The sequence below is a fragment of the Bdellovibrio sp. genome, assembly GCF_047637665.1.
GTDB lineage: Bacteria > Bdellovibrionota > Bdellovibrionia > Bdellovibrionales > Bdellovibrionaceae > Bdellovibrio.
The window spans coordinates 15,251-36,144 of record NZ_JBLJBT010000035.1; the positions used below are offsets into that span (position 1 = coordinate 15,251).

Sequence of the window (20,894 nt, forward strand, 5' to 3'; positions counted from 1 at the left end):
CCCTTTTCTTTTCCCATAAGACTTCTTTATGGAAAATATTTTAAAAATTGTATTGCACTGGTTCCATTTTGGGTGTTTAAAAGCGCCAACTTGGAGGGGTTATGAATTCTATTAAATTTTTGAAAGCAGCTTTGGTCACGGGTCTCTTGGGCTCTCTGATTGCCTGCTCTCCTGCGCAACAGCATTCAGTGCAGCTTGGCGCCGACAGCTCCTCTATAATTGGTGGTACTCCAGTTGAAAATAAAGATGCGATTGCAAAATCTACAGTGGCGATCGTGGCTTCCGTAGTTACTAAGGACAACCAAGAAGGTCAGTTTATCTGCACGGGCTCTTTATTGAAAGAAGACGTCATTCTGACGGCAGGTCACTGCGTTCCGGTGGTGGGAGAAGAGTATAAAGAGGTCGCTCTTTATGTGATCTTCAATACCGATCTTAATAAAATGCAAAAAGCCGATGTTCGCCTTGTGGTGGATCACGTTATTCACACTCAATACGGTCAAGTGGGCCAAGAGGGTGAAGATGCTCATGACCTTGCATTGATTAAATTTGCTGGGGCAATGGCTCCGGGATATCAATTGGCAAAATTCTTAGATGATGAGTCTCTTTTAAAACCAGGAACAAAGGTGACTTTGGCTGGTTACGGTTTGATTGAGACAGACGGCGTGAATACAAAAAGTGACGATCGCCTTCGCAAGGTTGACGTCCAAGTTGTTGAAGACTTTGGTAAGACAGAAGTTTTATTAGATCAAACTCAAGGAAAGGGCGCTTGTCATGGAGACTCCGGCGGTCCTGCGTTCCTCGATGTTAATGGCACTCAGTATGTATGGGGTGTGACTAGCCGCGGGGCTGGCAAAGACGGTAAAGACGATTGTTCATTGGTGAGCGTGTACACGAAAGTGAAATCTCAATCTGAATTCATTAACAGCGCTCTTAAGTTGTTAAGCCAAAAGAAATAAGCTGTGGCTTAAAAATAAGATTTAGAAAAAAGGTCCTCACAAGAGGACCTTTTTTTATGCGCTCATCTCTTCGTGCAGCTCAAGAAAGACCATTTGAAGGTATTCGGCCATCACTTCGCGCAGCTCCTCTATGGTGAGGGTCTCGGGGGTTTTGCCGTGCTTTTCCAGAAGGGCGTTAAATTCTTTTTCGACAGGGTCCTGAGGCAGTCCAGTTGCCGCAATCACCGTCTTTGCTAAAGTTTCTCCCATGATCAGCCTCCATGCTTCCAAGGGTCTCGCTTTTAAGACGGTTCCAGTCCATCAAGAGGTTAAAGGGAACTCAACTGCTAATCCTGAATCAGGGCCAAGGTCCAGTCGGGGCCCTTTATCGGCGGTGAGAGAACTCCTTGGACCAGTTTTTTGCGTTGGGAAGGCACCAATACAAAAAGGGCAGGAAGATCCTGCGTGGAAGAAGGCGACGAAGATAGTAAAAAACTTTGGCGTCTAAGGTGGCGGGCACCCATAGTGGTGGATTTTCGGATTTTATGACCCTCAGAACCTCATGGGCGATTTTTTCAGGCGTGGTTAAAGAGAGGTTCATCATCTTTTCAACGAAGGGGGTCATGTTGAGATAAAAGTCACAGTACGGCCCACTCCAGTTGCGGGTCGGATCGGACAAGGGCGTGTGGTAAACGTTCTTAAATGAGTTGCTGTGAATAAATCCGGGCTGCACCAGGGTGACGGTCACCCCAAAGGGGCGCATCTCATACCAAAGGGACTCGCTGGCTCCTTCGAGGGCAAACTTTGACGCTGAATACGCGGCCATGGTGGGCATTGCCAACATACCGCTGACAGAAGAAATGTTGATAATCTTTCCGCGTCCCGTGTTGCGCATGTGCGGAAGGGCCAAACGAATCAGCCCCATGGGACCAAAATAGTTCGTCGCCATCTGCAGCTCTTCGTCTTTTTCGGTCATGTGCTCGACAACGGCGCGATAGGAAATGCCGGCATTGTTAATTAATACATCCACCCCACCCCACAGCTTTTGAATCTCATCAAAAAGGCGAATGCGATCCTCTTCGGAGGTGACGTCTAAAGAGCGTACGATAAAACGCTCATCATCAAGGAAGTGATTGCGAACTTTCTCAAGACTTTTTTCGCGGGCGGTGGCAATCACCCGATACTCCGTGCGCGAGTGAAGAAGCTTTGCCAGAGCCAATCCCAACCCGGCAGAACACCCCGTAACAAGGACGACAGGCTGATAGTGTTGTGGTTTCTTTTTACTTTGAAACAAATGTAAAATGGGCCTCATAGAGGCCCATTATCTTAAACCGGAGCGCCGGGTGCAAAGTTTTTAGGTCTGCCACCTGGCATTGGTGGGGGCGCCTGGGCGGGCATAATTGGACTTGGCCCCTCAGGCTCCGCATCGCGGAATCTATTGTATTGAGCATCAAAGCGCAACTTCACAGGTCCGGTCGCACCGTTACGCTGTTTGCCGACGATAACTTCGGCATGGCCCTGTTTATCAGGGTTTTCTTTGTCGTAGTAGTCATCACGATAAAGCATCATGATAACGTCGGCATCTTGTTCGATAGATCCAGATTCCCGCAGATCGGAAAGCATAGGTTTCTTTTCAGTTCTGCCTTCAACGCCGCGATTGAGCTGTGCCAGAGCAATAACCGGGATCTGCAATTCTTTAGCGATAGCCTTTAAGGACTTAGAGATCTCTGCCACCTCTTGCTCGCGCGAATTATATTTTTGTTTCATGCTCATGAGCTGCAAGTAGTCGATCATGATAACATCCAAGCCGTGTTCAGCCTTTAGACGACGAGCACGCGAGCGAATTTCAAATGGAGAAACACCGGGAGTATCGTCAATAAAGATCGAAGCTTCACTGAGGGCGCTGGCCGCATTGATGAGTTTGGGCCATGCGGAATCTTGAATGCGTCCATTACGGATTTCGCTCATGCTGACCTTCGATTCGGCAGACAGCATACGCATCATCATGGACTCCTTACCCATCTCTAGAGAGAAGTAGGCGACAGTTTTTTTCAGTCGAAGGGCAACGTGTTGGGCGATATTCAAAGAGAACGCTGTTTTACCCATGGACGGACGAGCGGCAATGATCGTCATTTCGCCAGGGTGAAGGCCCGCAGTCATCTCGTCGAGCTTTTTAAAGCCGGTGCCGATGCCCGTGATCTCCGCTTTGTTCTTATAAAGCTCTTCAATTTTTTGAATGGAGGCTTTAACGATCTCCATAGACCCGACAAGACCGGTCTGAGTTTTGTTTTCACCAATTTTGAAGATTTCACTTTCTGCTTGGTCCACAAAGGATTCTACGTCGACGAATTCTTGCGCGTAGGCCTTTTCGATTAATTGGCTGTTTGTGTGGATCAAACGACGAAGTGTCGCCTTGTCTTTTACGATCTTGGCGTGGCTTGTGATATTTGCCGCAGAAATAGTTTTATCTAAGAGGCCGATCAGATACTCAGGCCCACCCACCATCTCCATAGAGCCTTCGCCCTGCAGAACGTTCGTCACGGTGATGATATCAATCGGCTGGCCCTTGCTATGCAACTCTTTAATAGCGTTATAGATTTTTTGATGTGCTGGCTTATAGAAGTCTTCAGCCACCAAGAGGTCACCCACTTGATCTAAAGCTTCCCGATCTAACATCAGGCCGCCCAAAATAGACTGTTCGGCCTCAAGATTTTGAGGTGGAATTCTCGTACTCATTGAACCCCTCTAGAGTAACGAAATTAATCGAATAAAAGTTGCGGGCCTCGTGCATTGGTGGTGGTTCTAGGTGGCCCGCTGAAGCAGCTTCTAAGAAAAAGCAATTAGTTCATTTTTTTTACACGAATCTTATAGTTGTCAATTTTCTTCTTAAGAGTATTGCGATTGATGCCAAGCATCTGCGCTGTTTTCACTTGGTTGCCGTTATAGGCGCGCAACGCCAGCTCCAAAAGAGGCTTTTCTACTTGTTCGATAACGACGTTGTATAGCCCATTCAATTCAACTTGCGCTTCTTTTTGTTGCGCAAAGAGAACTTCGAGCTTGCTTTTCACAAGCTTCTCTAAGCTTACGGACTGAAGATTGGCGACAAAAAGATTATCGGAACTGTTCAGGTTCGGCGTCATGGAACTCCCAAAATTGTCAGCTTAATGGTTGGAGGGACTTCTTTGGTGGAACCAAAGTGTAACCCTATACTCCGCGTGTTTCGGAAGACCAAATATACTTATGCAGTTGTAATTGCAACCTTGCAGATGAATTTTTCTGCAAAATTTTTTCTGCCAACCAGCGTTCAGACACTTGGCCATATGATGGGCTGTATAAAACATCAAATTTTTCAAATAATTTATGTTGACGACAGAATTCTTCAGACCAGTCCAAATCTTTCTCAGAGCAAATCACAAACTTGTATTCTGTTCCTGGAGTGGAAAAGCGGATGTTGTCCATAATAAAAGAATCTGCAGCACCACTGTCTGGAGTTTTGACATCTAAAATTATTTTTACGCGCGGATCAACAAGCTCAATGCTTTTTGAACCGCTTGTTTCCAGAGAAACCTTGTACCCTTGATCACAAAGAGCACTCATGAGGGTGTGCACTTCTTTTTGTAACAACGGCTCACCGCCGGTGATGCAAACATGGGAGGCTTTGTGTGACGCGATTTCTTTGAGGAGGCTGTCAAGTTCCTGCATCTCGCCTTCAAAATAAGAATATTTCGTATCGCAATACGTACAACGCAGATTGCAGGCAGTTAGACGCACGAAAACTGTGGGACATCCTACGTAGGTCGATTCGCCCTGAATACTATAAAAAATCTCATTTATTTTAAGCATTTGTTAACGGCCCTTACCTTCAACCCCCAGAGGGAGGTCCACAAAGATAGCAGAAACCTCTTTATTGCCACAGAAGCTGCTGATTTATCGACTTTTTTGTCCTGCACCGCCAGTCCTAAGTCAAGTATGCGCTTCATGCGCATGACTAACTCTTTGGAATTTCGTAAATTTTTTAAATGAACCAATTCCTTAAAAAGTTCCGACAGGACGTCATTGCAATCAGCTTTTTGGGTTTGGGGCTTTTTCTCGCCCTAGCCTTGTTTAGTTACAACCCTCGCGATCCCTCGCTGAATTCTATTGGCCAGGGCCTTAGAGCGCTCAATTACTGTGGGATCGTCGGCAGCTTTCTGGCGGATCTGCTCTATCAGTTTCTCGGCCTTGCCGCCTGGGTGGTGGTCGGTAGCTTCTTGCGCATGGCGTATGCCAGTTTTCAGGGAGAGTCTCTGAATCTTAAAAACATTCGCTTTGTGTGGGCTTTGTTGTTGATCGTGAATGTGGCGTCTTTATTGTCGCTGTATTTGCCAGAAACCAAAGTTTTCTCAGGACAGATCTATTTGGGAGGCCTTTTGGGTTTGGGCGTCTCTCAGGCCCTGATGCGCGCGTTTAACTCTATTGGCGTTCAGGTGATTCTTCTGTCGTTCATGGCTGTTTTGATTGTGTTCTATTTTGAAAAGTCGCTGCAAGAGTTGACAGAGGCCCCGCGCGGCTTCCTTGCCATGTTAAAAAAGAAAAAAGTCATGAATAAGATCGCAGCCTTTTTTGCTGGGATGTTTATAAAGGACGAGAAAAAATCGAAAGCAAAAAAATCCGAGACTAAAGAAGAAAAGCCGAAGTCGGTGTTTCCATTGTCTGACAAAAAATTTGTTGGAAAAGATGAAGAAGAAGAGGATGAGGACGAAGACGAGGTTGAGGCCGCTTCGGACTTAGACGACGACGAAGAAGAAGATCTTGAGGAAGAGGAAGTTCCGGCGGTTCGCCTGGCGCAAAAACGCAAAGTGGTGATGAAAGCCAAACCTCCTCGTCGCATTGAAAATTGGGATATGCCGAAGCTGGCGCTTTTGGAAGACCCACCCGCCTCTCGAATCAAAATTGATAAGGCCGAAATTCAAAGAAAAGCGGATTCTTTGGTGGAAAAACTTAAAAACTTTTCCATCGAGGGGCAGATTCAGGATGCCAAGCCGGGTCCCCTGGTGACGATGTATGAGTTTAAGCCCAATGCGGACGTCAAAATCAGTAAAATCTCGGAGCTAGAGGACGATCTGTCGCTGGCACTTTCGTCAGAATCTGTGCGCGTTGTGGGTCACATTCCTGGAACAGATGTCGTGGGTATCGAGACAGCGAATCTGAAGCGCGAGACGGTTTACTACAAAGACTTGATCGCTGAAGACACTTTCTGGAGTGAGGATCTTGCTTTACCAATGGCCGTGGGTCGAGCCGTCGACGGAGAGCCCAAGGTTGTTGATTTACGCAAAATGCCTCACCTATTGATTGCGGGAACCACGGGTTCAGGAAAGTCTGTTTTTGTGGGGTCCATTATCACAGGTCTTTTATTCCGACATTCTCCCAAAACGCTGCGTTTGGTCTTGATCGATCCTAAAATGGTGGACTTGGCGCCATTTTCTTCAGTTCCCCACCTGGTTTTGCCGCACGTGACAGAACCAAAAAAAGCCGCCACAGCCTTAAAGTGGGCCGTGCGTGAGATGGAAAAGCGCTATAAGTCTTTATCGAAATTTGGTGTGGGCAAAATCGAAGCGTTCAACGAAAAGACCGGGGCTCTTTCAAAGACGGATATTGAAGAGCACGAAAAGATCAATCAAGAGTTGGAAGAGGGAAAAGCAAAGCTGGATCAGTACTACTACCAGCCACTCCCCTACATCGTTATTGTGGTTGATGAGTTGGCCGACTTGATGATCGTTGAAAAACAAAACATCGAAGAGCCGATTCAGCGTTTGACACAAAAAGCGCGGGCTTGCGGAATCCATTTGATTTTAGCGACACAGTCTCCGCGCAAGGACGTTGTAACGGGCCTTATTAAGACGAACATTCCCGGCCGTGTAGCCTTGAAGGTGGCGTCGAAGATGGATTCGCGCATTATCATTGATGACTCGGGGGCGGAGCGACTTCTTCCCAATGGAGATATGCTTTTCCAGGCACCGGGCGTGGGTAAACCAACTCGTCATCATGGGCCGTATCTATCCGACAAAGAAATCGGCAATGTCGTAAAACATTGGGCGACACAAGCAGAACCCGAATATGATCCGTTGGCGATGCGTGCTTTGGATGGTTTTGCCGGTGGAGAGGGCGCTGAAGCCGGAGATGCTGGTGGCGCGGGATTTGAGGAAGAAGAGTATGATGAGAGATATGACGAAATCCTTGCATGGACATCTGGGCAGAAGGAAGTGTCAGCATCCTTGATTCAACGAAAATTCCGTTTGGGTTATCCTCGGGCCGCTCGCCTGATTGAAATTTTCGAAAAAGAGGGCGTGGTGGGGCCAGCCAATGGCAGCAAGCCGCGTCAAGTTCTGGTAAGTAGTTTTAGAGAACAGTGATTTGAGCCTTGACTCTCCCTCCCTTGGTCGTGGTGTGATTAAGACACTAATAAAACCATTCAAGGAGGAATTTATGGTTAAGGCTTTAATCGCCGCTCTAGGTCTTGTGTTTTCAGTGAGTGCTGTGGCTTCGCCATCTGCATTCGACGTTGTTTCTCAGGTTTCAATGCCTGCAATTATGGATCAAGCTCAGACAATGGGTTTGGATTGGAAAGTTGGCGATACTGCTAGCTACACAATCGACATGGGATTCATCAAGGGTTCTATGGTTATGTCTGTTCGTTCAGTAGCTGCTGACGGCATCTGGATGGATCAAAACATGGATCTTGGTTTTGCTGGTAAACAAAAAGTTGAAACTTTGATCGATCCTAACACTGGCGAAGTTAAAAAAATGCTTGTGAACGGCAAAGAACAACAAGTGCCCAAACAAAACATCGAAGTGATCGAAGTTAAAGAAGACAGAATCACTGTTCCTGCTGGAACTTTTGATTGCATCCATGCTCGTCTTAAAGATGCTGACAAAAACGAAGAAATCAACGCGTGGATCAACCCACAACTTATTCCTTTGTCTGGTATGTTGAAACAAGTTGCTCCAAGCCAATTCGGCCAAGTGACTGTTGCTTTGAAATCATACAAAAAGAACTAATCAATGAAATTGATTTTGATAAGAGCCACCCTTGCGGTGGCTCTTTCTTTTTCCCCGCTCCTTGCGTTCGCTCAGGCAAAATACTCTAAGTCTGAGACCTATAAAGATATTATCGAAAAGGCTCACAATTTAATTCTGCAAAGGGATCGGCAACAAGCTCTCAATATTCTTTCTGGAGCAATTCAGCGAGAGATTCGCCCCCAGGCCATCGCCGAACTGAAGAAGACGGCTTCTGAAGTTGCAAATGTCTTTTTTAGCGACAAAACGCAGCAGCTTTTTGAAAGCGGTGTCTCTTTAAGAAAATCAGATCTGAATCAGGCCCTGGATAAAGTGAATGAGGCCGCGCGTATTGAGCCCGATAACTTTTCCATTGTGAATGAGCTGGCTCACCTTATGATCGCCAAGGGGGATTGCAAGGGGGCGCAAGAGTTGGTGCAAAAACAACTGAATCTGGTCAGTTTTGACGAAGACTTAAAGCTGAGCATGGCTCAAGCCCTGGTTTGTCAGGCAAAATGGAGCGAATATCAAAAGATCGCGGACGCCGTTGCCATTAAGAAGTCTCCTCAGCAAAAATTTTGGTGGGCCCTAGAGACAGAAAAGTATTTGAGCCTTAAGAACTTTGCTAAAGCGCAGGAGTCCTTGGCAAATATGAAAAAGAGCGATGAAAAATACCCGGAATTTTTCTATTGGTTCTGGAGGTTTGATCAGGCTCAAAAGAGAGCTAATCCCGAAGTTGCACAGAAATACGTGATGACCTGCAAAAACATTTCAGCGAACCAGTATAGACAGTATATGATAGACCCCATGCTTTGCCGTCGCCTCGCCGAGGTTGAGGGCGATCTTAAGGGGATGAATGGAACACCTGAATAAAACGGCCCTCATTTTGATGATATTCTTTGGCCCCCTGGGGTGCGGCGTGAAAGGGCGTCCTCTTCCTCCGCTAAATCCAGCTCCTTTGGGACGTGGGGAACCCACCTATAAAGAATCCACCCAAAAGAAACCAGCTAAAAAAAGCAATCCTCAAGTCGACTCGAATGAGAACTTTGGGGATGAGACGGAGGAGCCATGAAAAGCGTCCTGCCGGTGAACATCATCAAGATGTCAGGAGCTGGTAACACGTTTGCTTTGGTGGATGCACGAAAGAACTCCTCTTGGGAGGCTGTGGAAAAAGATCTGGGAATGTCCCGATCCCGTTTTGCACAGATGATTTGCGATAAAGTGTTGGGAATTAGCACGGACGGACTTCTCTTTATTCAAAACGGATCCCAGGGTTTTGATTTTGATTGGGATTTTTATAATTCAGACGGATCCACCGCAGAAATGTGCGGAAACGCGGCTCGCTGTGCGGCCCGCTTTTGTTACGAAACCTTGCGGTCTTCAGAATCAGCTACGATTAAATTTAAAACCGGCGCGGGATTGGTTGTGGCGCAAGTTTTTGGCGATGATCGAATTCGGGTGCGCATGCCCGAAGCACGCCTCTTGAATGAAAACTTGGAACTAAAAACCCGCTCAAGCTCCACAGAAAAATTTGTCTTGGTAAATACGGGCGTTCCGCATCTGGTTCAAAAAATACATGAAATAAAAGATGTGGCGAACTTAAAAGAGATGGCTCGGGAGGTTCGCTCTCATCCTGATCTGATGCCAGCAGGAGCAAACGTCACCTTTTATGTTGAAGATGGGCCGGGAAAGATCAAGGCGGTCACCTATGAAAGAGGCGTTGAGGATTACACTCTGGCCTGTGGCACGGGGGCCGTCGCGGCGGCCCTTGTCTACGCAAAAGAACGAGCCCAACGAGAAGTTGAAGTTCAAATGCCGGGTGGCCTTTTGCATGTGAGTTTTATTGATGGAGACCCCCATCCTCTGATGATGGGAGACGCCGTTTTTGTTGGAGAATTTAAGTACAATCTTGAGGTGGTAAGATGAAGAATTTCAGAGGAACTTTCACGGCCCTCGTGACGCCCTTTAAAAACGATAAAGTAGATTATGCATCCTTAGATCGACTGGTAAAGCAGCAACTGGATGCGGGCGTTGATGGATTTGTAATCAATGGAACCACTGCGGAAAGCCCCACGCTGACCTCTTCCGAGGTGGTTGAGATTTTTAAGCATGTCCGCTCTTTGTGTGGTGATAAGGTCCCCCTTATCATGGGAACGGGTTCGAACAACACAGCGAAGACGATTGAAGATTCAAAGAAAGCTCAAGAGTTGGGTGCGGATGCTGTACTGGTGGTTGTTCCCTATTACAACAAGCCTCCGCAGCGAGGTTTGTATGAACACTTTAAGGCGGTGGCTTCGGCCATTTCCATCCCAACAATTTTGTATAATGTTCCCGGTCGCACGATCACGTCCTTGGCCGTCGAGACGGTTCGTGATTTAGCAAAAGTTCCTGGTGTGATGGGCATCAAAGAGGCCAGCGGCAAGATTGATTTAGCACAAGAGATTATCAATGCCTGCGGTAAAGACTTTGTGATGCTTTCCGGGGATGACGGAAGCTACGTGGAGTTCCTAGCGACGGGAGGCCACGGAGTGATTTCCGTTGCGACTCATGTTATTCCCAAACAGATGGTGCAGTGGAAGACGTGGGTGTCTGAAGGACAGCTTGAAAAGGCGCGCGCTGACATCAACAAGTATATGGATTTGATCAATCTTCTTTTTGTAGAAGCCAATCCGATTCCCGTAAAAAAAGCATTACAACTGATGGGGATCTTGGAGTCCGCATCCTTGCGTCTTCCTCTGGTGGAGCTGTCTCCCGCGCACACTGAAAACTTAAAAGTCGAAATGAAAAAAGTAGGTGTTCTGTGAAGAAGACCAAGATAGGCCTTGTGGGCGCTTCAGGAAGAATGGGGCAAGAGATCGTGAAAGTGATCGAAGCCAATCCACGCTGCGAACTGTTTTATCCGTTTCATCGCGAAGACAAATGGGATTCCAAAAAGGCGGCGATGGTAGATGTGTGGATTGATTTCTCGTCCCCGGAAGCCTTGAAGGATGTTTTAAAAAGAGCGGCCGAACATAAGACGCCGGTTGTCTGTGGTACGACGGGCTTTTCAAAAAAGGAAAAGGATCTTTTAAATCAGTACGCAAAAAAAGTTCCGGTTTTATGGTCTTCTAATATGAGCTTGGGCGTGGCCGTCCTCAATGAGGCTTTGAAGTCCTTATCGGCGATTTCACATTTTGATTTTCAAATTGAGGAACTTCATCACAATCGAAAGAAAGACAAACCTTCTGGAACGGCGATCACCCTTCAAGAAAATATGGAAAAAGCTGTTCAGAAAAAGCTTCCTGAACCTGTCGCCATTCGTGGTGGCGGAATTTTTGGCGTTCATAAAATCTATTCTATGAGTGATGAAGAAGTTTTGGTGTTTGAACACACCGCTTTAAATCGCACGGTGTTTGCAAAGGGTGCTGTTCAGGCGGCGGAGTGGCTGGCCAAACAAAAGCCGGGCCTTTATCAAATTCGTGACGTCCTTTTCGGAAAGAAAAAGGCATGAGTCCCCATCGCCATTCGACGCTGGTGTATATTGCCGTGGACTTGGTCGGCGGACAGGAGAAAGCCAAAGATCATCTTCGCAAGTTGGCTGAATGCGGTGAAATCATTTCGACTTCTTCGATATACAAAAGATATTTAACCTCAGAACAGCAAGACTTAAGCGCGCGAATGGAGTTTGTAATTCGCTTTGAGACCTACCTGGGGGTTGATCAAATGCTTCACCTGGTTTTGTCTTTGTGCGAACCGGGGGCTTCGGGTCTTGCGCAGAAAAACTACTCAGAGGTGATACTTCTTGTTTTCGATGATATGATTTTAATGTCGCCGCGATTGACCCTCCCCTACCCTCAGATGCACCAAGATCCTCTTATCATCAGATGCTCGGCAGAGGCCTGGGGTCAATATGAGCATCCGATCTATCAAAAGAATTTAAGTGAGATTTCTAAGTCAGCACCGTCCGTAAAGCAGGCGGAGTTTTATATGCAGGGTAAAAGCCTGGTTGATTTTTAAAGCCGGCCAACGTACAAATTGGGTGTATCGTAACAGTTCAAATTTTCTATTTAACGGGGAGTTCCCATGAAGTTTTTCATCGACACAGCAGAAATTGAAGAAATTAGACAAGCCAACCTTCGCGGCTGGGTTGATGGAGTGACAACAAACCCGTCTTTGATCGCAAAATCCGGAAAGCCATTTCACGACGTGATTAAGGAAATTTGCAAAGAGATCTCTGGACCCGTGTCGGCCGAGGTTATCAGTCTGCAGGCCGAAGAAATGTATCGCGAGGGTAAGGAACTGGCAAAGCTTGCCTCTAATGTGGTTGTGAAAATTCCCATGTGCGAAGATGGTATGATTGCTGTAAAAAAACTTAAAGCTGACGGTATTAAGACCAACGTCACTCTGGTCTTTTCTCCGATGCAAGCTCTTCTTGCTGCGAAGGCGGGAGCAACCATGGTGTCTCCCTTTGTTGGTCGCCTTGACGACATTGGCGTTGAAGGTATGACAATGGTTGATCAGGTTATTCAAATGTATCGCAACTATGACTTTGATACTGAAGTCCTGGTCGCCAGCGTAAGAAGCCCCATGCATATCCAAATCGCCGCAGAAATGGGTGCTGACATTGCCACGATTCCGTTTAAGGTTATGCAACAAATGACTCACCATCCATTAACTGACAAAGGTATTAAGCAGTTCATGGACGATTGGAATAAGGCTCAAAAGAAATAATGAATAAGGCGATTTCTTGGTTTCTTCTTGGCGCGACCCTTCTTTTGTCCAGTTGCCGAACTGGGGGGGTGATTATTCGCGAGACACCTTTAAACGCAAGTGAAACGCGCCGAGTGGTCGTTAGCATCATTGGAGAGCCTCGAACGGTCAGCCAAAATGGGCGAGAGGTCTACTCTCGCTATTATGACAAAAAAAATAAGAATATCGAGAAGATGGATATGGCGCGCGAACGCTACACCACGCATGTCACCATCCTGGGTGACCGTCGTCCGTATGATGTTCAGGTCGAGGTCCTAGTCGAAGGTCGTAATGTGGATGGCGGCTTCGACCTTATAGAACGCGATGATGATAGGGCTGCGGCCATTGCCGAAAAGATTCGCCAAGCGCTTAACCAAAGTCGCGACACCCGTAACGTTATTGACGACTTCCGTTCCTTCTAAATACGATAGAGACTAGTCAGGAGTGACTATTCCTTTTATTTGAAGAGGTAACTGTTGCAAGGAATGCAGCTTAAACGGTTTATACCGTTTGCAGTTTTAGCGGGATGTTTATGCTGGTCAGGCCATGTTGGTGGTTTGAAGTTCATTCCTATCTATGATGCCTTGACGATTAAAGCGCAAAAAAATTCTCCTCCCCATGTCGCCTTTGAGGAAGTTATAGAGGCCGATCGTGTGAACCTGGAGTGGGCAAAAATTGAAAAAATAAAACCCCTGAATTTGGCGATCGAAAAAACATCGTCAGTGCCGCTTTATTCAAAAAGAGTCGCTCTTCAAGAGATGGTTGTTACTAAAAGTGTTGAAAACATTCTTCCAGACGCAGGCTCGCCCGCTGTTGCGACAACGGATCCCGAAGACCACGATTGGATTGACAGCCTTCCTCGCACCCAGGCTTTGCGACTTCAAGAGGCACAAAGACGCAGTGAGGTGTTAGGAGAAGACTGGTCTTCACCAACGTGGTCGGACATGGCCAAAGAAGTTCTTGAAAAATCAGGAGCTCTGGTGGCAAGCGAGGCGCTTTCGTCGAAAGTATTTATTTCGGGAGTGGACTCTTCCGGGAAATCCCAAACCCGTGTTCCGCAGGTGCAGGTTCAGTTGCCTTCGAACAGAGCCTATCCGGGCGACAGCACCACTCAACAAGAGAAATCAGAGGCAGGGCCCTCTTACGGCCTGGTGGAAGAGTCGCGAGGACAATCCATCGTCGGTCCTATCGAAATCACCGGAGGACTGGCGGTCACTAATGAACACCACATTGAGATTCGTCGTAGTGATGAAGGTGTTTTAAAAGAACTGGGCCGCGTGGACTTGCAACAAGGTCTATATAATATCGACGTAGAGGAAGTCACCGGCACGGTGATTGCCCGTCTTGTGAATAAAGACGGAAAAACTTTAGGTGAAGGGTCTTTCCGCCTAAACCGCCTTGTGGCTTCGCAGAGTAAATCTTTGCAAGGTCCGAAGATTCGTATCGAACCGCACCCGGACTTTGCCGGTATTGTAACGAGTGCTTATAACGCAAAACCGAATGACGTGGCTCCGGCGCAGACGAAAGTAACTTTCGTAAAAGGGGCCAGCGAGGTTGTTGCTAAAAAAGATGGTTTTGTGGCGATGGACAATGTGATGAGGGGCTCTAGTACTGTGATGAGAGCCGCGGCTCCAAAACACATGCAAACAGCCGCGATCGTCATTTCTGGAAAAGAATTTAAAACGCAGCTGTATCCCGCATCAATGATTCAAGCACTTCAAGACATTGTGGCACAACAGCGAACTCAGTCCTTTGAGGGAGCCCCCACAATCGTTTGGGGACGTGTCAGTCTTGATGGCAAAAATCTTTCAGGCATAGAGGTCGTTTTAGAGTCCGCACCGGATTTACAACCCGTCTACTTTAATCAGTTTATGCTTCCCGATGCGAAGCTGACTGCGACAGGTGAAAATGGTTTATTTGCATTTGTGAATGCCCCTGCGGGATTTCATTCTTTGTTGGCGACCCGAGCGGATTCTATTTTGGGCTATCAAAATGTGGTGGTGGAAGAGGGCTCTGTTGCGCAAGGAGATATTGAGTCGACATTAAAGTCAGAGACAGTCCCTTTGCGTATCTATGATGCCTTTACGGGTGAACCCCATCCGGCGGTTGTTTCAATGCAGAGCTTGGCAGAAGATGTGGATGTTAGATCCGGAGTCACAACGGTCAGCCTTCCCCACTTAAGTCGATTGGGAATGATGCGCATTCAGCCCGAAGGGGCAGATTATGTTGCCGCTCGCTATCTTTACAACGATAATGACGAATTTATTCACGCCCCACTGGTTCACTGGTCTTGGTTGAATTCGATAAAAACATTCTTACGCCTGGATGATTCGGCCAGTGCTGGGGTTATTGTCGGCTTTGTTCCGGATGAAGACTTTGAAGTCTATCTTGCGGCTTACGATCAGTTTGATCCTCGCCATATCGTGTACTTTGATATGCAAGGACGCATTTTGCAAAATCGCAAGGGCATCGCGGGCGGTGGATTCATTCTTTACAATGTGCCCGAAGACACCCACGAGGTGGTTGTGGTGGGCGCACGTACACAGAAGATCTATTCACGAGTTCTGCCTGTGGACGCGAACTCTCTTTCTGTATTGAACTTCAGAGAGTAGTTTAAAGATTCAGGATTTTGCGAACTCTTCGACTTTTCGTTTAAAGAAATTTCCACGCTCTTCAAAGGACTTGAATTCATCAAGACTGGTTCCGCCGGGACTGAGAAGGACCGTGTCCTGGGGATTGGCCCTTTGGAATGTGTGAGTCAAAGCTTCCCCAAGATGAGAAAAAGAAGAACCTGGCAAAGTTGATTTTTGCTGAGCGATGTTGCGACATTCGCCAAAAAAGACGAACTCGATGTTGCGGAAGTTTTTAAGTGGCCCCAAGTCTTGCCAAGGAAGATTTTTGTCTCTTCCCCCCAAAAGAAGGAATAACTTCCCTGATCCCTCAAGCGTGTCGTAGGCCGCCGTTGCTGCAATAAGAACACTGTCCATGGCGGTGGCTTTGCTGTCATTGATGAAACGAATGTTTTTAAACGTCCCCACATTTTCAAGGCGATGAACAAGACCTTTAAAGGATTTCATGCCGTCAATAGAGGCGGGCGGCCATCCGGCAGCCTGGGCCAGCGAAGAAGCCAAAGCTAAGTTGTCTTGGTTGTGTTGTCCAATCAACAAAGCTTTTTCAAGTTGATAGGACTCTAATGTAGGGTCATTTTTAGAAATAACTTTGATTTGTTCGTGGTGATTGTTTTTAAAGTACTCGACAAGGTCGCCGCCTTCGGAGTTCAAAAGCATCATCTTCTTGGTCAAAGATAGAATGTTCCACTTGGTGCGATAGTAATGCTCAAGGCTTTCATAGCGCTCAAGGTGATTTGACGTGAAGTAAGTGATGGCTGAAAAATCCAAAGAAAGATTTTCGCAATTTTCCAACTGATAACTGGAGAGCTCTAGAACAACCCAATCTGCGCGAGGACGCGCCCCGCTCAAAACGTCTATTGCATATTCAGCAAAGGGAGTTCCCAGATTTCCACCGACAAAAAAGGCTGTTGTAAAGGCCTCAAGTCCCGTTCCCAAAAGAGAAACGGTGGTGCTTTTTCCGACAGATCCAGTCACGCCAATAAGTCTTTCCGTGGTCAGACAAGAACACGCCAAAGACAGTTCGCTGGTGATTTTAAGTCCCGCGCTTTGGGCATCTTGAATCCAAGAAGATGAAAGGGGGACCCCCGGGGAAACGACCAGCGTCTGGGGCTGACCTTTGCTTAACAAAAGGGCGGGGTCATTAAAATCTACAGAATCCAATTTTACGTCAAATGTGAGTATGGACTGGGAGGGGACACCACAGTGAAGTAGAAGTCGTCGAGCGGCCTCGCCGCTTTTGCCCATCCCGACAATTGCAATTGGAGTCTTCAGGTTCTTGATAAATTCGCTCATCTGCACGATCATATTCTTGGGAGGCAGATTTGCCCACTTCTTTTTCAGGCCCTTTTCCAGATTTTAGATGTGCCTCGCATACGGCAGTCATCAGTGATTTGCACTTATGCGAAGCAGAGCCCGTGAACCTGCGTTTTCCGCTTTGGAAAAAGTTTAAAACCCGGCAGTTCTTTTTTGATGATGTTTTTGAAAGCTTCCTTAAACATTGCGAAGAGAAGTCTCAAGGGGCTCCGGTGGAGTTGGTTCTCAACGGAGACATCTTCGATTTCGACAGCGTTTTGCGTCTTCCCGAAGAGCCTGTTTTTAATGTTGGTTGGCTGGAAAGACATCGCGGTCTGTATCCCCGGGAAGAGAGATCTCGATTTAAGATTGAGGTGATTTTAAAAGATCACGCCGAATTTGTCCGGGCTCTTCGAGAGTTTATTCTGCGCGGAAACCGTGCGATTTTTGTTTTGGGAAACCATGACTTGGAACTTCACTTCCCTGAAGTTCAAGAAGAGATCTTTCGGCATCTCGCTTTGCCAGAGAACAAACGTCACGAAGTGCGTTTTGTTGAGTGGTTCTATCTTAGCAATCAGGACACCTTGATTGAGCACGGGAATCAATACGATCCCTATTGCATGTGTGAAGACCCTATCAATCCGTTTGTAAGAGGTTACAACTTTATTTCGCTAAAGCTGCCCTTTGGAAACCTCGCCTGTCGTTACATAATGAATGGGATGGGATTTTTTAATCCCCATGTGGACACCAACTATATAATGACCTTACCCGAATACATTCGTTTCTTTCTGAAGTACGTTGTTAAAGCACAGCCGGGTCTTATTTTGACGTGGTTTTGGGGCTCGGTTGTGACACTTCTTCACTCCTTCTTTGACCGTTTGGCGGCGCCCATTCGGAATCCATTAAAGATTGAAGATCGCGTGGCATTGATCGCAGAAAAAGCCAACGCCGAACCGCGCATGGTGAGAGAGCTGAAAGAACTTTTTGTGGCTCCGGCGGCAAGCAGTCCTTTTTTGTTGGCGCGCGAATTATGGTTGGATCGAGCGTTTATCATCTTTGTGACTTTCTTTTTGATCTTCCAGTTGATGGTATTTATTCGGGCAGTCTATGAAATCTCATTTTTTTGGGCGTTCATTCCGCTTTTTTTGCTGTTGCCCTTCTTTCTTTTTTACAGCAAATCGGTGACCTCTTTGGTGTCAGGGTATAAAGAGCCGGATGAACGAGTTTTGGCGATGGCCAGTGCCATCACCAAAGCGCAGCGCATTGTTTTTGGACACACTCATCACACCCGTCATGAAATTATTGGCTCTGTCGAGCACTTGAACAGTGGCTGTTGGTCGCCGGCATTTTTGGATGTGGAATGTACAAAACCCTTGGATCAAAAAACATTTGTATGGATTTCCCCCGGCGAATCGGGTTCAAGGCAGGCCGAGCTGTTTAAGTTTGTTGATGGAAAGTCCGAGGCACTTTTAAACCCGGGTCGTTAAGAATTAGTGCGCCGCGAGAAGATTTCATATTGTCAATTTCTAGACCCTATGCAAACCTTTTATTGGTAAAAACACACATGGATGGAGAGGTTTAATCATGGCAGACGTACTTGTAGTGACAAGCAAAGTGAAAAAACTCATCAAGGAAAAAGGTCAAATGAACACTTCTGCTGAGACAATTGATGTTCTTAGCAAAGCTATCGAGCAACTTTGCTTGAAAGGTGTTGAGAGTGCGAAAGCAGATGGTCGTAAGACTGTTATGGCTCGCGACATCGTGATTGATCATCTCTAGTTGAGAGCTTTTAAATAGAAATCACAAAAAAACCCACGCCGAAGCGTGGGTTTTTTTCTTTTTAAATACTGTTGCTCTCAGCTTAAAGCATTTTCTGCAGATCTTCCCATGAGATAATTTGAACCCCCAGGGTTTGAGCCTTTTCCACTTTAGATCCCGGATCATCGCCGACAACCAGATAATTGAGTTTGGAAGAAACAGAGCCCAATATTTTTCCGCCATTTTTTTCGATCAAGTCTTTGGCGTCATCTCGCTTCACCGGCAAAGTCCCCGTGATCAGAAAACTCATTCCCGAAAGTTTTCCTTCTTGGGAGCGAACGGGGTTGGCGATCTTCACCCCCAGCTTTTGCATATCGTGAATCTCTTTGACGAGTTCTTTGTTGGTTGTCCAAGCGATGATGGCTTTGGCGACTTTCGGGCCGATTTCAGGCACAACAAGAAGCTCCTCTTCGCTGGCGTTAACAAAGTTCTCGATAGTTAAAAAGTGTTCGGCCAAGTGTTTTGCTGTTTGTTCTCCGACAAAGCGAATGCCCAGGGCAAAAATGAACCTCGCCAAGGTGGGGGATTTACTGTTTTCAATGCTGTTAATGATATTTTCGGCAGACTTGTCTCCTTGTCGCTCTAAGGAAAGAATTTGTTCTTTGGTCAGCCGATAAAAATCAGAAAAACGCGAAAGCAGCTTGTGATCGACCAAGGTTTCAATCAGACGGTCCCCGACCTTATCCAGATTCATTGCGCGACGGGCGACGAAGTGTTTAAGGGACTCTTTGACGACGGCGATACAAAGAGGGTTCACGCAGCGAGTGACAACCTCGTCTTCCATCTTTACGACGACGGACTTACAAACCGGACAGTGGGTGGGCATTTCAAAGGGTTTGCTGTGCTGGGGGCGTTTATCCAAAACGACAGAAACGACTTCGGGAATCACATCGCCGGCTCTTTGGATGACAACAGTGTCACCAATGCGAACGTCTTTGCGAGTGATTTCATCTTGGTTGTGTAAAGTTGCATTGCTAACGGTGACGCCACCCACTTTGACAGGTTTCATGATGGCGACGGGAGTGAGGGCTCCCGTGCGCCCCACTTGAACAGCGATATCCTCGATGACCGTAAAGGCCTGTTCCGGTTTAAATTTCGCAGCCGTGGCCCAGCGAGGACTGCGTGCGACCATACCCAAATCATCCTGAAGGCGCAGCGAATTCACCTTAATCACGATGCCATCAATATCAAAGGCAAGGCCGGGGCGAACCTTTTCAATGTTGTGGTAATAAGAGGCGACCTCAGTGGGGCCCTTACAAAGCTTCACAAGCTCCAAGCCCTCTTTGTTGCGCAAAGAAGGAATTCCCACCTCTACAAAATAGTCTTCGATTTCTTGTTGAGTCTTAAACTCGACACCGTCCGTGGCCCCCAAGGCATAGGCATAAAAGCGCAGCGGGCGCGACGCCGTGATTTTAGAATCAAGCTGTCTTACGGAGCCGGCAGAGGCATTGCGGGGATTGGCAAAAGTTTGCTGGCCATTTTCCTGTTGAGTTTCATTCAGCTTCGCAAAGTCCTCTTTGAACATTAAAACTTCACCCCGCACCTCCAAAAGAGGCGGCGGATTTTTTAAAGAAAGTTTCAGAGGAATACTTTTGATGGTGCGAATATTTTGAGTCACATCCTCGCCGACAGCCCCGTCCCCACGCGTGAGCGCGCGAACAAAATGGCCATTTTCGTAGATCAGCTCCATAGAAAGGCCGTCAAACTTGGGCTCGCACAGGTATTCGATGTCTTTGTCGGTATTGAGAAATTTTTTAACACGCTCATCAAAATCGAAGATGTCTTCGGGTGAATAACTATTGGCCAATGACAACATGGGAATGCGATGGGGGGCCTTCTCAAAGGAATCTAAGGGCACCCCCCCCACTCGTTGCGAGGGAGACTCAGTAAGATCAAGACCTTTTTCCGATTTCTCCAGCTTCAGCAGTTCATCAAAAAGTTGATCGTATTCAAAATCCGAGATTTCGGGACGATCCATGACGTAGTAGAGATAGTCGTGCCGGCTGATGATTTTTTTGAGTTCTTCGTGGCGCTTCTTGGACATGACCGCAATTTATCATATTAGCTCTAAAGGTCCAGTCGCAAAGCAATACGACGAGCAAAGAGTGACTAGGTATTATTTTTTGACTATCTTTAAAGACTTCAAATCCTGCAAAGGAGAATCCCCATGATTGACAAGAAAACCATCGAGCACATCGCAAAGCTCGCCCGCCTTCATGTGACGGAGGAAGAGGCTCATGAATATAGCATTCAGTTGGCAAAAGCCTTGGGGCACTTCGAACAGATCGCAAAAATAGATACGACAGGCATTGAGCCCTTGGTCACTCCCACTGAAATTGAAGCCTACTGGCGAGAAGATGTCGTTAAACAAGAGTTTTCGGCCGAAGAGATGACGGCCAACGCCCCCGCCAAAGCAGGCAATCTCTTTAAAGTTCCACCGGTTGTATAAGGATTG

At 46.9% G+C, this 20,894-nt stretch carries 22 protein-coding genes; 15 read left to right on the forward strand and 7 right to left on the reverse strand.

Annotated elements, in window-relative coordinates; genetic code table 11:
* The first annotated feature begins 101 nt into the window (after nucleotides 1-101).
* The gene (locus tag ACM64D_RS12000; protein ID WP_415063464.1) at nucleotides 102-956 is read left to right on the forward strand and encodes a S1 family peptidase; all 855 of its coding nucleotides are present in this window, start codon (nucleotides 102-104) and stop codon (nucleotides 954-956) included.
* A 54-nt stretch (nucleotides 957-1,010) separates the two neighbouring features.
* Here the strand turns inward: ACM64D_RS12000 and ACM64D_RS12005 are convergent, their stop codons facing one another.
* The 5 genes from ACM64D_RS12005 to ACM64D_RS12025 form a co-directional block, all read right to left on the reverse strand.
* Nucleotides 1,011-1,205: a hypothetical protein gene (locus ACM64D_RS12005; RefSeq protein ID WP_415063465.1), complete on the reverse strand. Its 195-nt coding sequence runs from the start codon at nucleotides 1,203-1,205 to the stop codon at nucleotides 1,011-1,013.
* 115 nt (nucleotides 1,206-1,320) lie between these two features.
* A complete protein-coding gene (locus ACM64D_RS12010) occupies nucleotides 1,321-2,247 on the reverse strand; it encodes an SDR family oxidoreductase (RefSeq protein WP_415063466.1) in 927 nt (308 codons plus the stop codon).
* A gap of 14 nt (nucleotides 2,248-2,261) precedes the next feature.
* Entirely contained in the window at nucleotides 2,262-3,671 is a 1,410-nt protein-coding gene (gene dnaB / locus ACM64D_RS12015) for a replicative DNA helicase (protein ID WP_415063467.1), read from the reverse strand.
* A 104-nt stretch (nucleotides 3,672-3,775) separates the two neighbouring features.
* On the reverse strand, nucleotides 3,776-4,075 hold the full coding sequence (locus ACM64D_RS12020; RefSeq protein WP_243536234.1) for a helix-turn-helix domain-containing protein: 300 nt from the start codon (nucleotides 4,073-4,075) through the stop codon (nucleotides 3,776-3,778).
* A 64-nt stretch (nucleotides 4,076-4,139) separates the two neighbouring features.
* The gene (locus ACM64D_RS12025) at nucleotides 4,140-4,778 is read right to left on the reverse strand and encodes a radical SAM protein (protein WP_415063468.1); all 639 of its coding nucleotides are present in this window, start codon (nucleotides 4,776-4,778) and stop codon (nucleotides 4,140-4,142) included.
* A 176-nt stretch (nucleotides 4,779-4,954) separates the two neighbouring features.
* Between ACM64D_RS12025 and ACM64D_RS12030 the strand changes: the two genes are divergently transcribed.
* From ACM64D_RS12030 to ACM64D_RS12080, 11 genes are all read left to right on the forward strand, one after another.
* The gene (locus ACM64D_RS12030) at nucleotides 4,955-7,327 is read left to right on the forward strand and encodes a DNA translocase FtsK (protein ID WP_415063469.1); all 2,373 of its coding nucleotides are present in this window, start codon (nucleotides 4,955-4,957) and stop codon (nucleotides 7,325-7,327) included.
* 73 nt (nucleotides 7,328-7,400) lie between these two features.
* Nucleotides 7,401-7,973, forward strand: coding sequence for a hypothetical protein (locus ACM64D_RS12035; protein WP_415063470.1), 573 nt, complete (start codon nucleotides 7,401-7,403; stop codon nucleotides 7,971-7,973).
* A 3-nt stretch (nucleotides 7,974-7,976) separates the two neighbouring features.
* The gene (locus tag ACM64D_RS12040; protein WP_415063471.1) at nucleotides 7,977-8,843 is read left to right on the forward strand and encodes a tetratricopeptide repeat protein; all 867 of its coding nucleotides are present in this window, start codon (nucleotides 7,977-7,979) and stop codon (nucleotides 8,841-8,843) included.
* The gene (locus ACM64D_RS12045; RefSeq protein WP_415063472.1) at nucleotides 8,827-9,042 is read left to right on the forward strand and encodes a hypothetical protein; all 216 of its coding nucleotides are present in this window, start codon (nucleotides 8,827-8,829) and stop codon (nucleotides 9,040-9,042) included. Before ACM64D_RS12040 ends, ACM64D_RS12045 begins: the two co-directional genes overlap by 17 nt.
* Nucleotides 9,039-9,896: a diaminopimelate epimerase gene (gene dapF / locus ACM64D_RS12050; RefSeq protein ID WP_415063473.1), complete on the forward strand. Its 858-nt coding sequence runs from the start codon at nucleotides 9,039-9,041 to the stop codon at nucleotides 9,894-9,896. Before ACM64D_RS12045 ends, dapF begins: the two co-directional genes overlap by 4 nt.
* Nucleotides 9,893-10,774 carry a 4-hydroxy-tetrahydrodipicolinate synthase gene (gene dapA / locus ACM64D_RS12055; protein ID WP_415063474.1) on the forward strand — a complete coding sequence of 294 codons (882 nt, stop codon included), beginning with the start codon at nucleotides 9,893-9,895 and terminating at the stop codon, nucleotides 10,772-10,774. Before dapF ends, dapA begins: the two co-directional genes overlap by 4 nt.
* A complete protein-coding gene (locus ACM64D_RS12060; protein WP_415063475.1) occupies nucleotides 10,771-11,460 on the forward strand; it encodes a 4-hydroxy-tetrahydrodipicolinate reductase in 690 nt (229 codons plus the stop codon). Before dapA ends, ACM64D_RS12060 begins: the two co-directional genes overlap by 4 nt.
* A complete protein-coding gene (locus ACM64D_RS12065) occupies nucleotides 11,457-11,966 on the forward strand; it encodes a hypothetical protein (RefSeq protein ID WP_415063476.1) in 510 nt (169 codons plus the stop codon). Before ACM64D_RS12060 ends, ACM64D_RS12065 begins: the two co-directional genes overlap by 4 nt.
* A 66-nt stretch (nucleotides 11,967-12,032) precedes the next feature.
* Nucleotides 12,033-12,680 (forward strand): fructose-6-phosphate aldolase, encoded by a 648-nt coding sequence (gene fsa / locus ACM64D_RS12070; protein ID WP_415063477.1) that lies wholly within the window; start codon nucleotides 12,033-12,035, stop codon nucleotides 12,678-12,680.
* On the forward strand, nucleotides 12,680-13,120 hold the full coding sequence (locus ACM64D_RS12075; RefSeq protein WP_415063478.1) for a hypothetical protein: 441 nt from the start codon (nucleotides 12,680-12,682) through the stop codon (nucleotides 13,118-13,120). The genes fsa and ACM64D_RS12075 overlap by 1 nt, the downstream gene beginning before the upstream one ends.
* A 63-nt stretch (nucleotides 13,121-13,183) precedes the next feature.
* Nucleotides 13,184-15,310, forward strand: coding sequence for a hypothetical protein (locus tag ACM64D_RS12080; protein ID WP_415063479.1), 2,127 nt, complete (start codon nucleotides 13,184-13,186; stop codon nucleotides 15,308-15,310).
* Nucleotides 15,311-15,319: 9 nt separating this feature from the next.
* On the opposite strand, the gene murD is transcribed toward ACM64D_RS12080, so the two are convergent.
* The gene (murD, locus tag ACM64D_RS12085) at nucleotides 15,320-16,621 is read right to left on the reverse strand and encodes a UDP-N-acetylmuramoyl-L-alanine--D-glutamate ligase (RefSeq protein WP_415063480.1); all 1,302 of its coding nucleotides are present in this window, start codon (nucleotides 16,619-16,621) and stop codon (nucleotides 15,320-15,322) included.
* Between the two features lie 29 nt (nucleotides 16,622-16,650).
* On the opposite strand from murD, the gene ACM64D_RS12090 reads away from it, so the two are divergent.
* A complete protein-coding gene (locus ACM64D_RS12090; protein ID WP_415063481.1) occupies nucleotides 16,651-18,108 on the forward strand; it encodes a metallophosphoesterase in 1,458 nt (485 codons plus the stop codon).
* A 97-nt stretch (nucleotides 18,109-18,205) separates the two neighbouring features.
* Nucleotides 18,206-18,400 carry a histone-like protein gene (locus ACM64D_RS12095; protein WP_374076622.1) on the forward strand — a complete coding sequence of 65 codons (195 nt, stop codon included), beginning with the start codon at nucleotides 18,206-18,208 and terminating at the stop codon, nucleotides 18,398-18,400.
* Between the two features lie 82 nt (nucleotides 18,401-18,482).
* On the opposite strand, the gene ligA is transcribed toward ACM64D_RS12095, so the two are convergent.
* Nucleotides 18,483-20,483, reverse strand: coding sequence for an NAD-dependent DNA ligase LigA (ligA, locus tag ACM64D_RS12100; RefSeq protein WP_415063482.1), 2,001 nt, complete (start codon nucleotides 20,481-20,483; stop codon nucleotides 18,483-18,485).
* A gap of 123 nt (nucleotides 20,484-20,606) precedes the next feature.
* Between ligA and gatC the strand changes: the two genes are divergently transcribed.
* Nucleotides 20,607-20,888, forward strand: a complete 282-nt coding sequence (gene gatC / locus ACM64D_RS12105) for an Asp-tRNA(Asn)/Glu-tRNA(Gln) amidotransferase subunit GatC (protein WP_415063483.1) — start codon at nucleotides 20,607-20,609, stop codon at nucleotides 20,886-20,888.
* The last annotated feature ends 6 nt before the right edge of the window (nucleotides 20,889-20,894 follow it).

What these genes read in the sequence shown, in the direction of transcription:
- ACM64D_RS12045 (WP_415063472.1), top strand. Translation starts at nt 8,827, where the DNA reads ATGGAACACCTGAATAAAACGGCCCTCATTTTGATGATATTCTTTGGC.
- ACM64D_RS12000 (WP_415063464.1), top strand. Translation starts at nt 102, where the DNA reads ATGAATTCTATTAAATTTTTGAAAGCAGCTTTGGTCACGGGTCTCTTG.
- ACM64D_RS12010 (WP_415063466.1), bottom strand. Translation starts at nt 2,247, where the DNA reads ATGAGGCCCATTTTACATTTGTTTCAAAGTAAAAAGAAACCACAACAC.
- dapA (WP_415063474.1), top strand. Translation starts at nt 9,893, where the DNA reads ATGAAGAATTTCAGAGGAACTTTCACGGCCCTCGTGACGCCCTTTAAA.
- ACM64D_RS12075 (WP_415063478.1), top strand. Translation starts at nt 12,680, where the DNA reads ATGAATAAGGCGATTTCTTGGTTTCTTCTTGGCGCGACCCTTCTTTTG.
- ACM64D_RS12030 (WP_415063469.1), top strand. Translation starts at nt 4,955, where the DNA reads ATGAACCAATTCCTTAAAAAGTTCCGACAGGACGTCATTGCAATCAGC.
- ACM64D_RS12035 (WP_415063470.1), top strand. Translation starts at nt 7,401, where the DNA reads ATGGTTAAGGCTTTAATCGCCGCTCTAGGTCTTGTGTTTTCAGTGAGT.
- ACM64D_RS12095 (WP_374076622.1), top strand. Translation starts at nt 18,206, where the DNA reads ATGGCAGACGTACTTGTAGTGACAAGCAAAGTGAAAAAACTCATCAAG.
- ligA (WP_415063482.1), bottom strand. Translation starts at nt 20,483, where the DNA reads ATGTCCAAGAAGCGCCACGAAGAACTCAAAAAAATCATCAGCCGGCAC.
- ACM64D_RS12080 (WP_415063479.1), top strand. Translation starts at nt 13,184, where the DNA reads ATGCAGCTTAAACGGTTTATACCGTTTGCAGTTTTAGCGGGATGTTTA.
- murD (WP_415063480.1), bottom strand. Translation starts at nt 16,621, where the DNA reads ATGAGCGAATTTATCAAGAACCTGAAGACTCCAATTGCAATTGTCGGG.
- ACM64D_RS12040 (WP_415063471.1), top strand. Translation starts at nt 7,977, where the DNA reads ATGAAATTGATTTTGATAAGAGCCACCCTTGCGGTGGCTCTTTCTTTT.
- dapF (WP_415063473.1), top strand. Translation starts at nt 9,039, where the DNA reads ATGAAAAGCGTCCTGCCGGTGAACATCATCAAGATGTCAGGAGCTGGT.
- ACM64D_RS12065 (WP_415063476.1), top strand. Translation starts at nt 11,457, where the DNA reads ATGAGTCCCCATCGCCATTCGACGCTGGTGTATATTGCCGTGGACTTG.
- dnaB (WP_415063467.1), bottom strand. Translation starts at nt 3,671, where the DNA reads ATGAGTACGAGAATTCCACCTCAAAATCTTGAGGCCGAACAGTCTATT.
- ACM64D_RS12025 (WP_415063468.1), bottom strand. Translation starts at nt 4,778, where the DNA reads ATGCTTAAAATAAATGAGATTTTTTATAGTATTCAGGGCGAATCGACC.
- ACM64D_RS12020 (WP_243536234.1), bottom strand. Translation starts at nt 4,075, where the DNA reads ATGACGCCGAACCTGAACAGTTCCGATAATCTTTTTGTCGCCAATCTT.
- gatC (WP_415063483.1), top strand. Translation starts at nt 20,607, where the DNA reads ATGATTGACAAGAAAACCATCGAGCACATCGCAAAGCTCGCCCGCCTT.
- ACM64D_RS12005 (WP_415063465.1), bottom strand. Translation starts at nt 1,205, where the DNA reads ATGGGAGAAACTTTAGCAAAGACGGTGATTGCGGCAACTGGACTGCCT.
- fsa (WP_415063477.1), top strand. Translation starts at nt 12,033, where the DNA reads ATGAAGTTTTTCATCGACACAGCAGAAATTGAAGAAATTAGACAAGCC.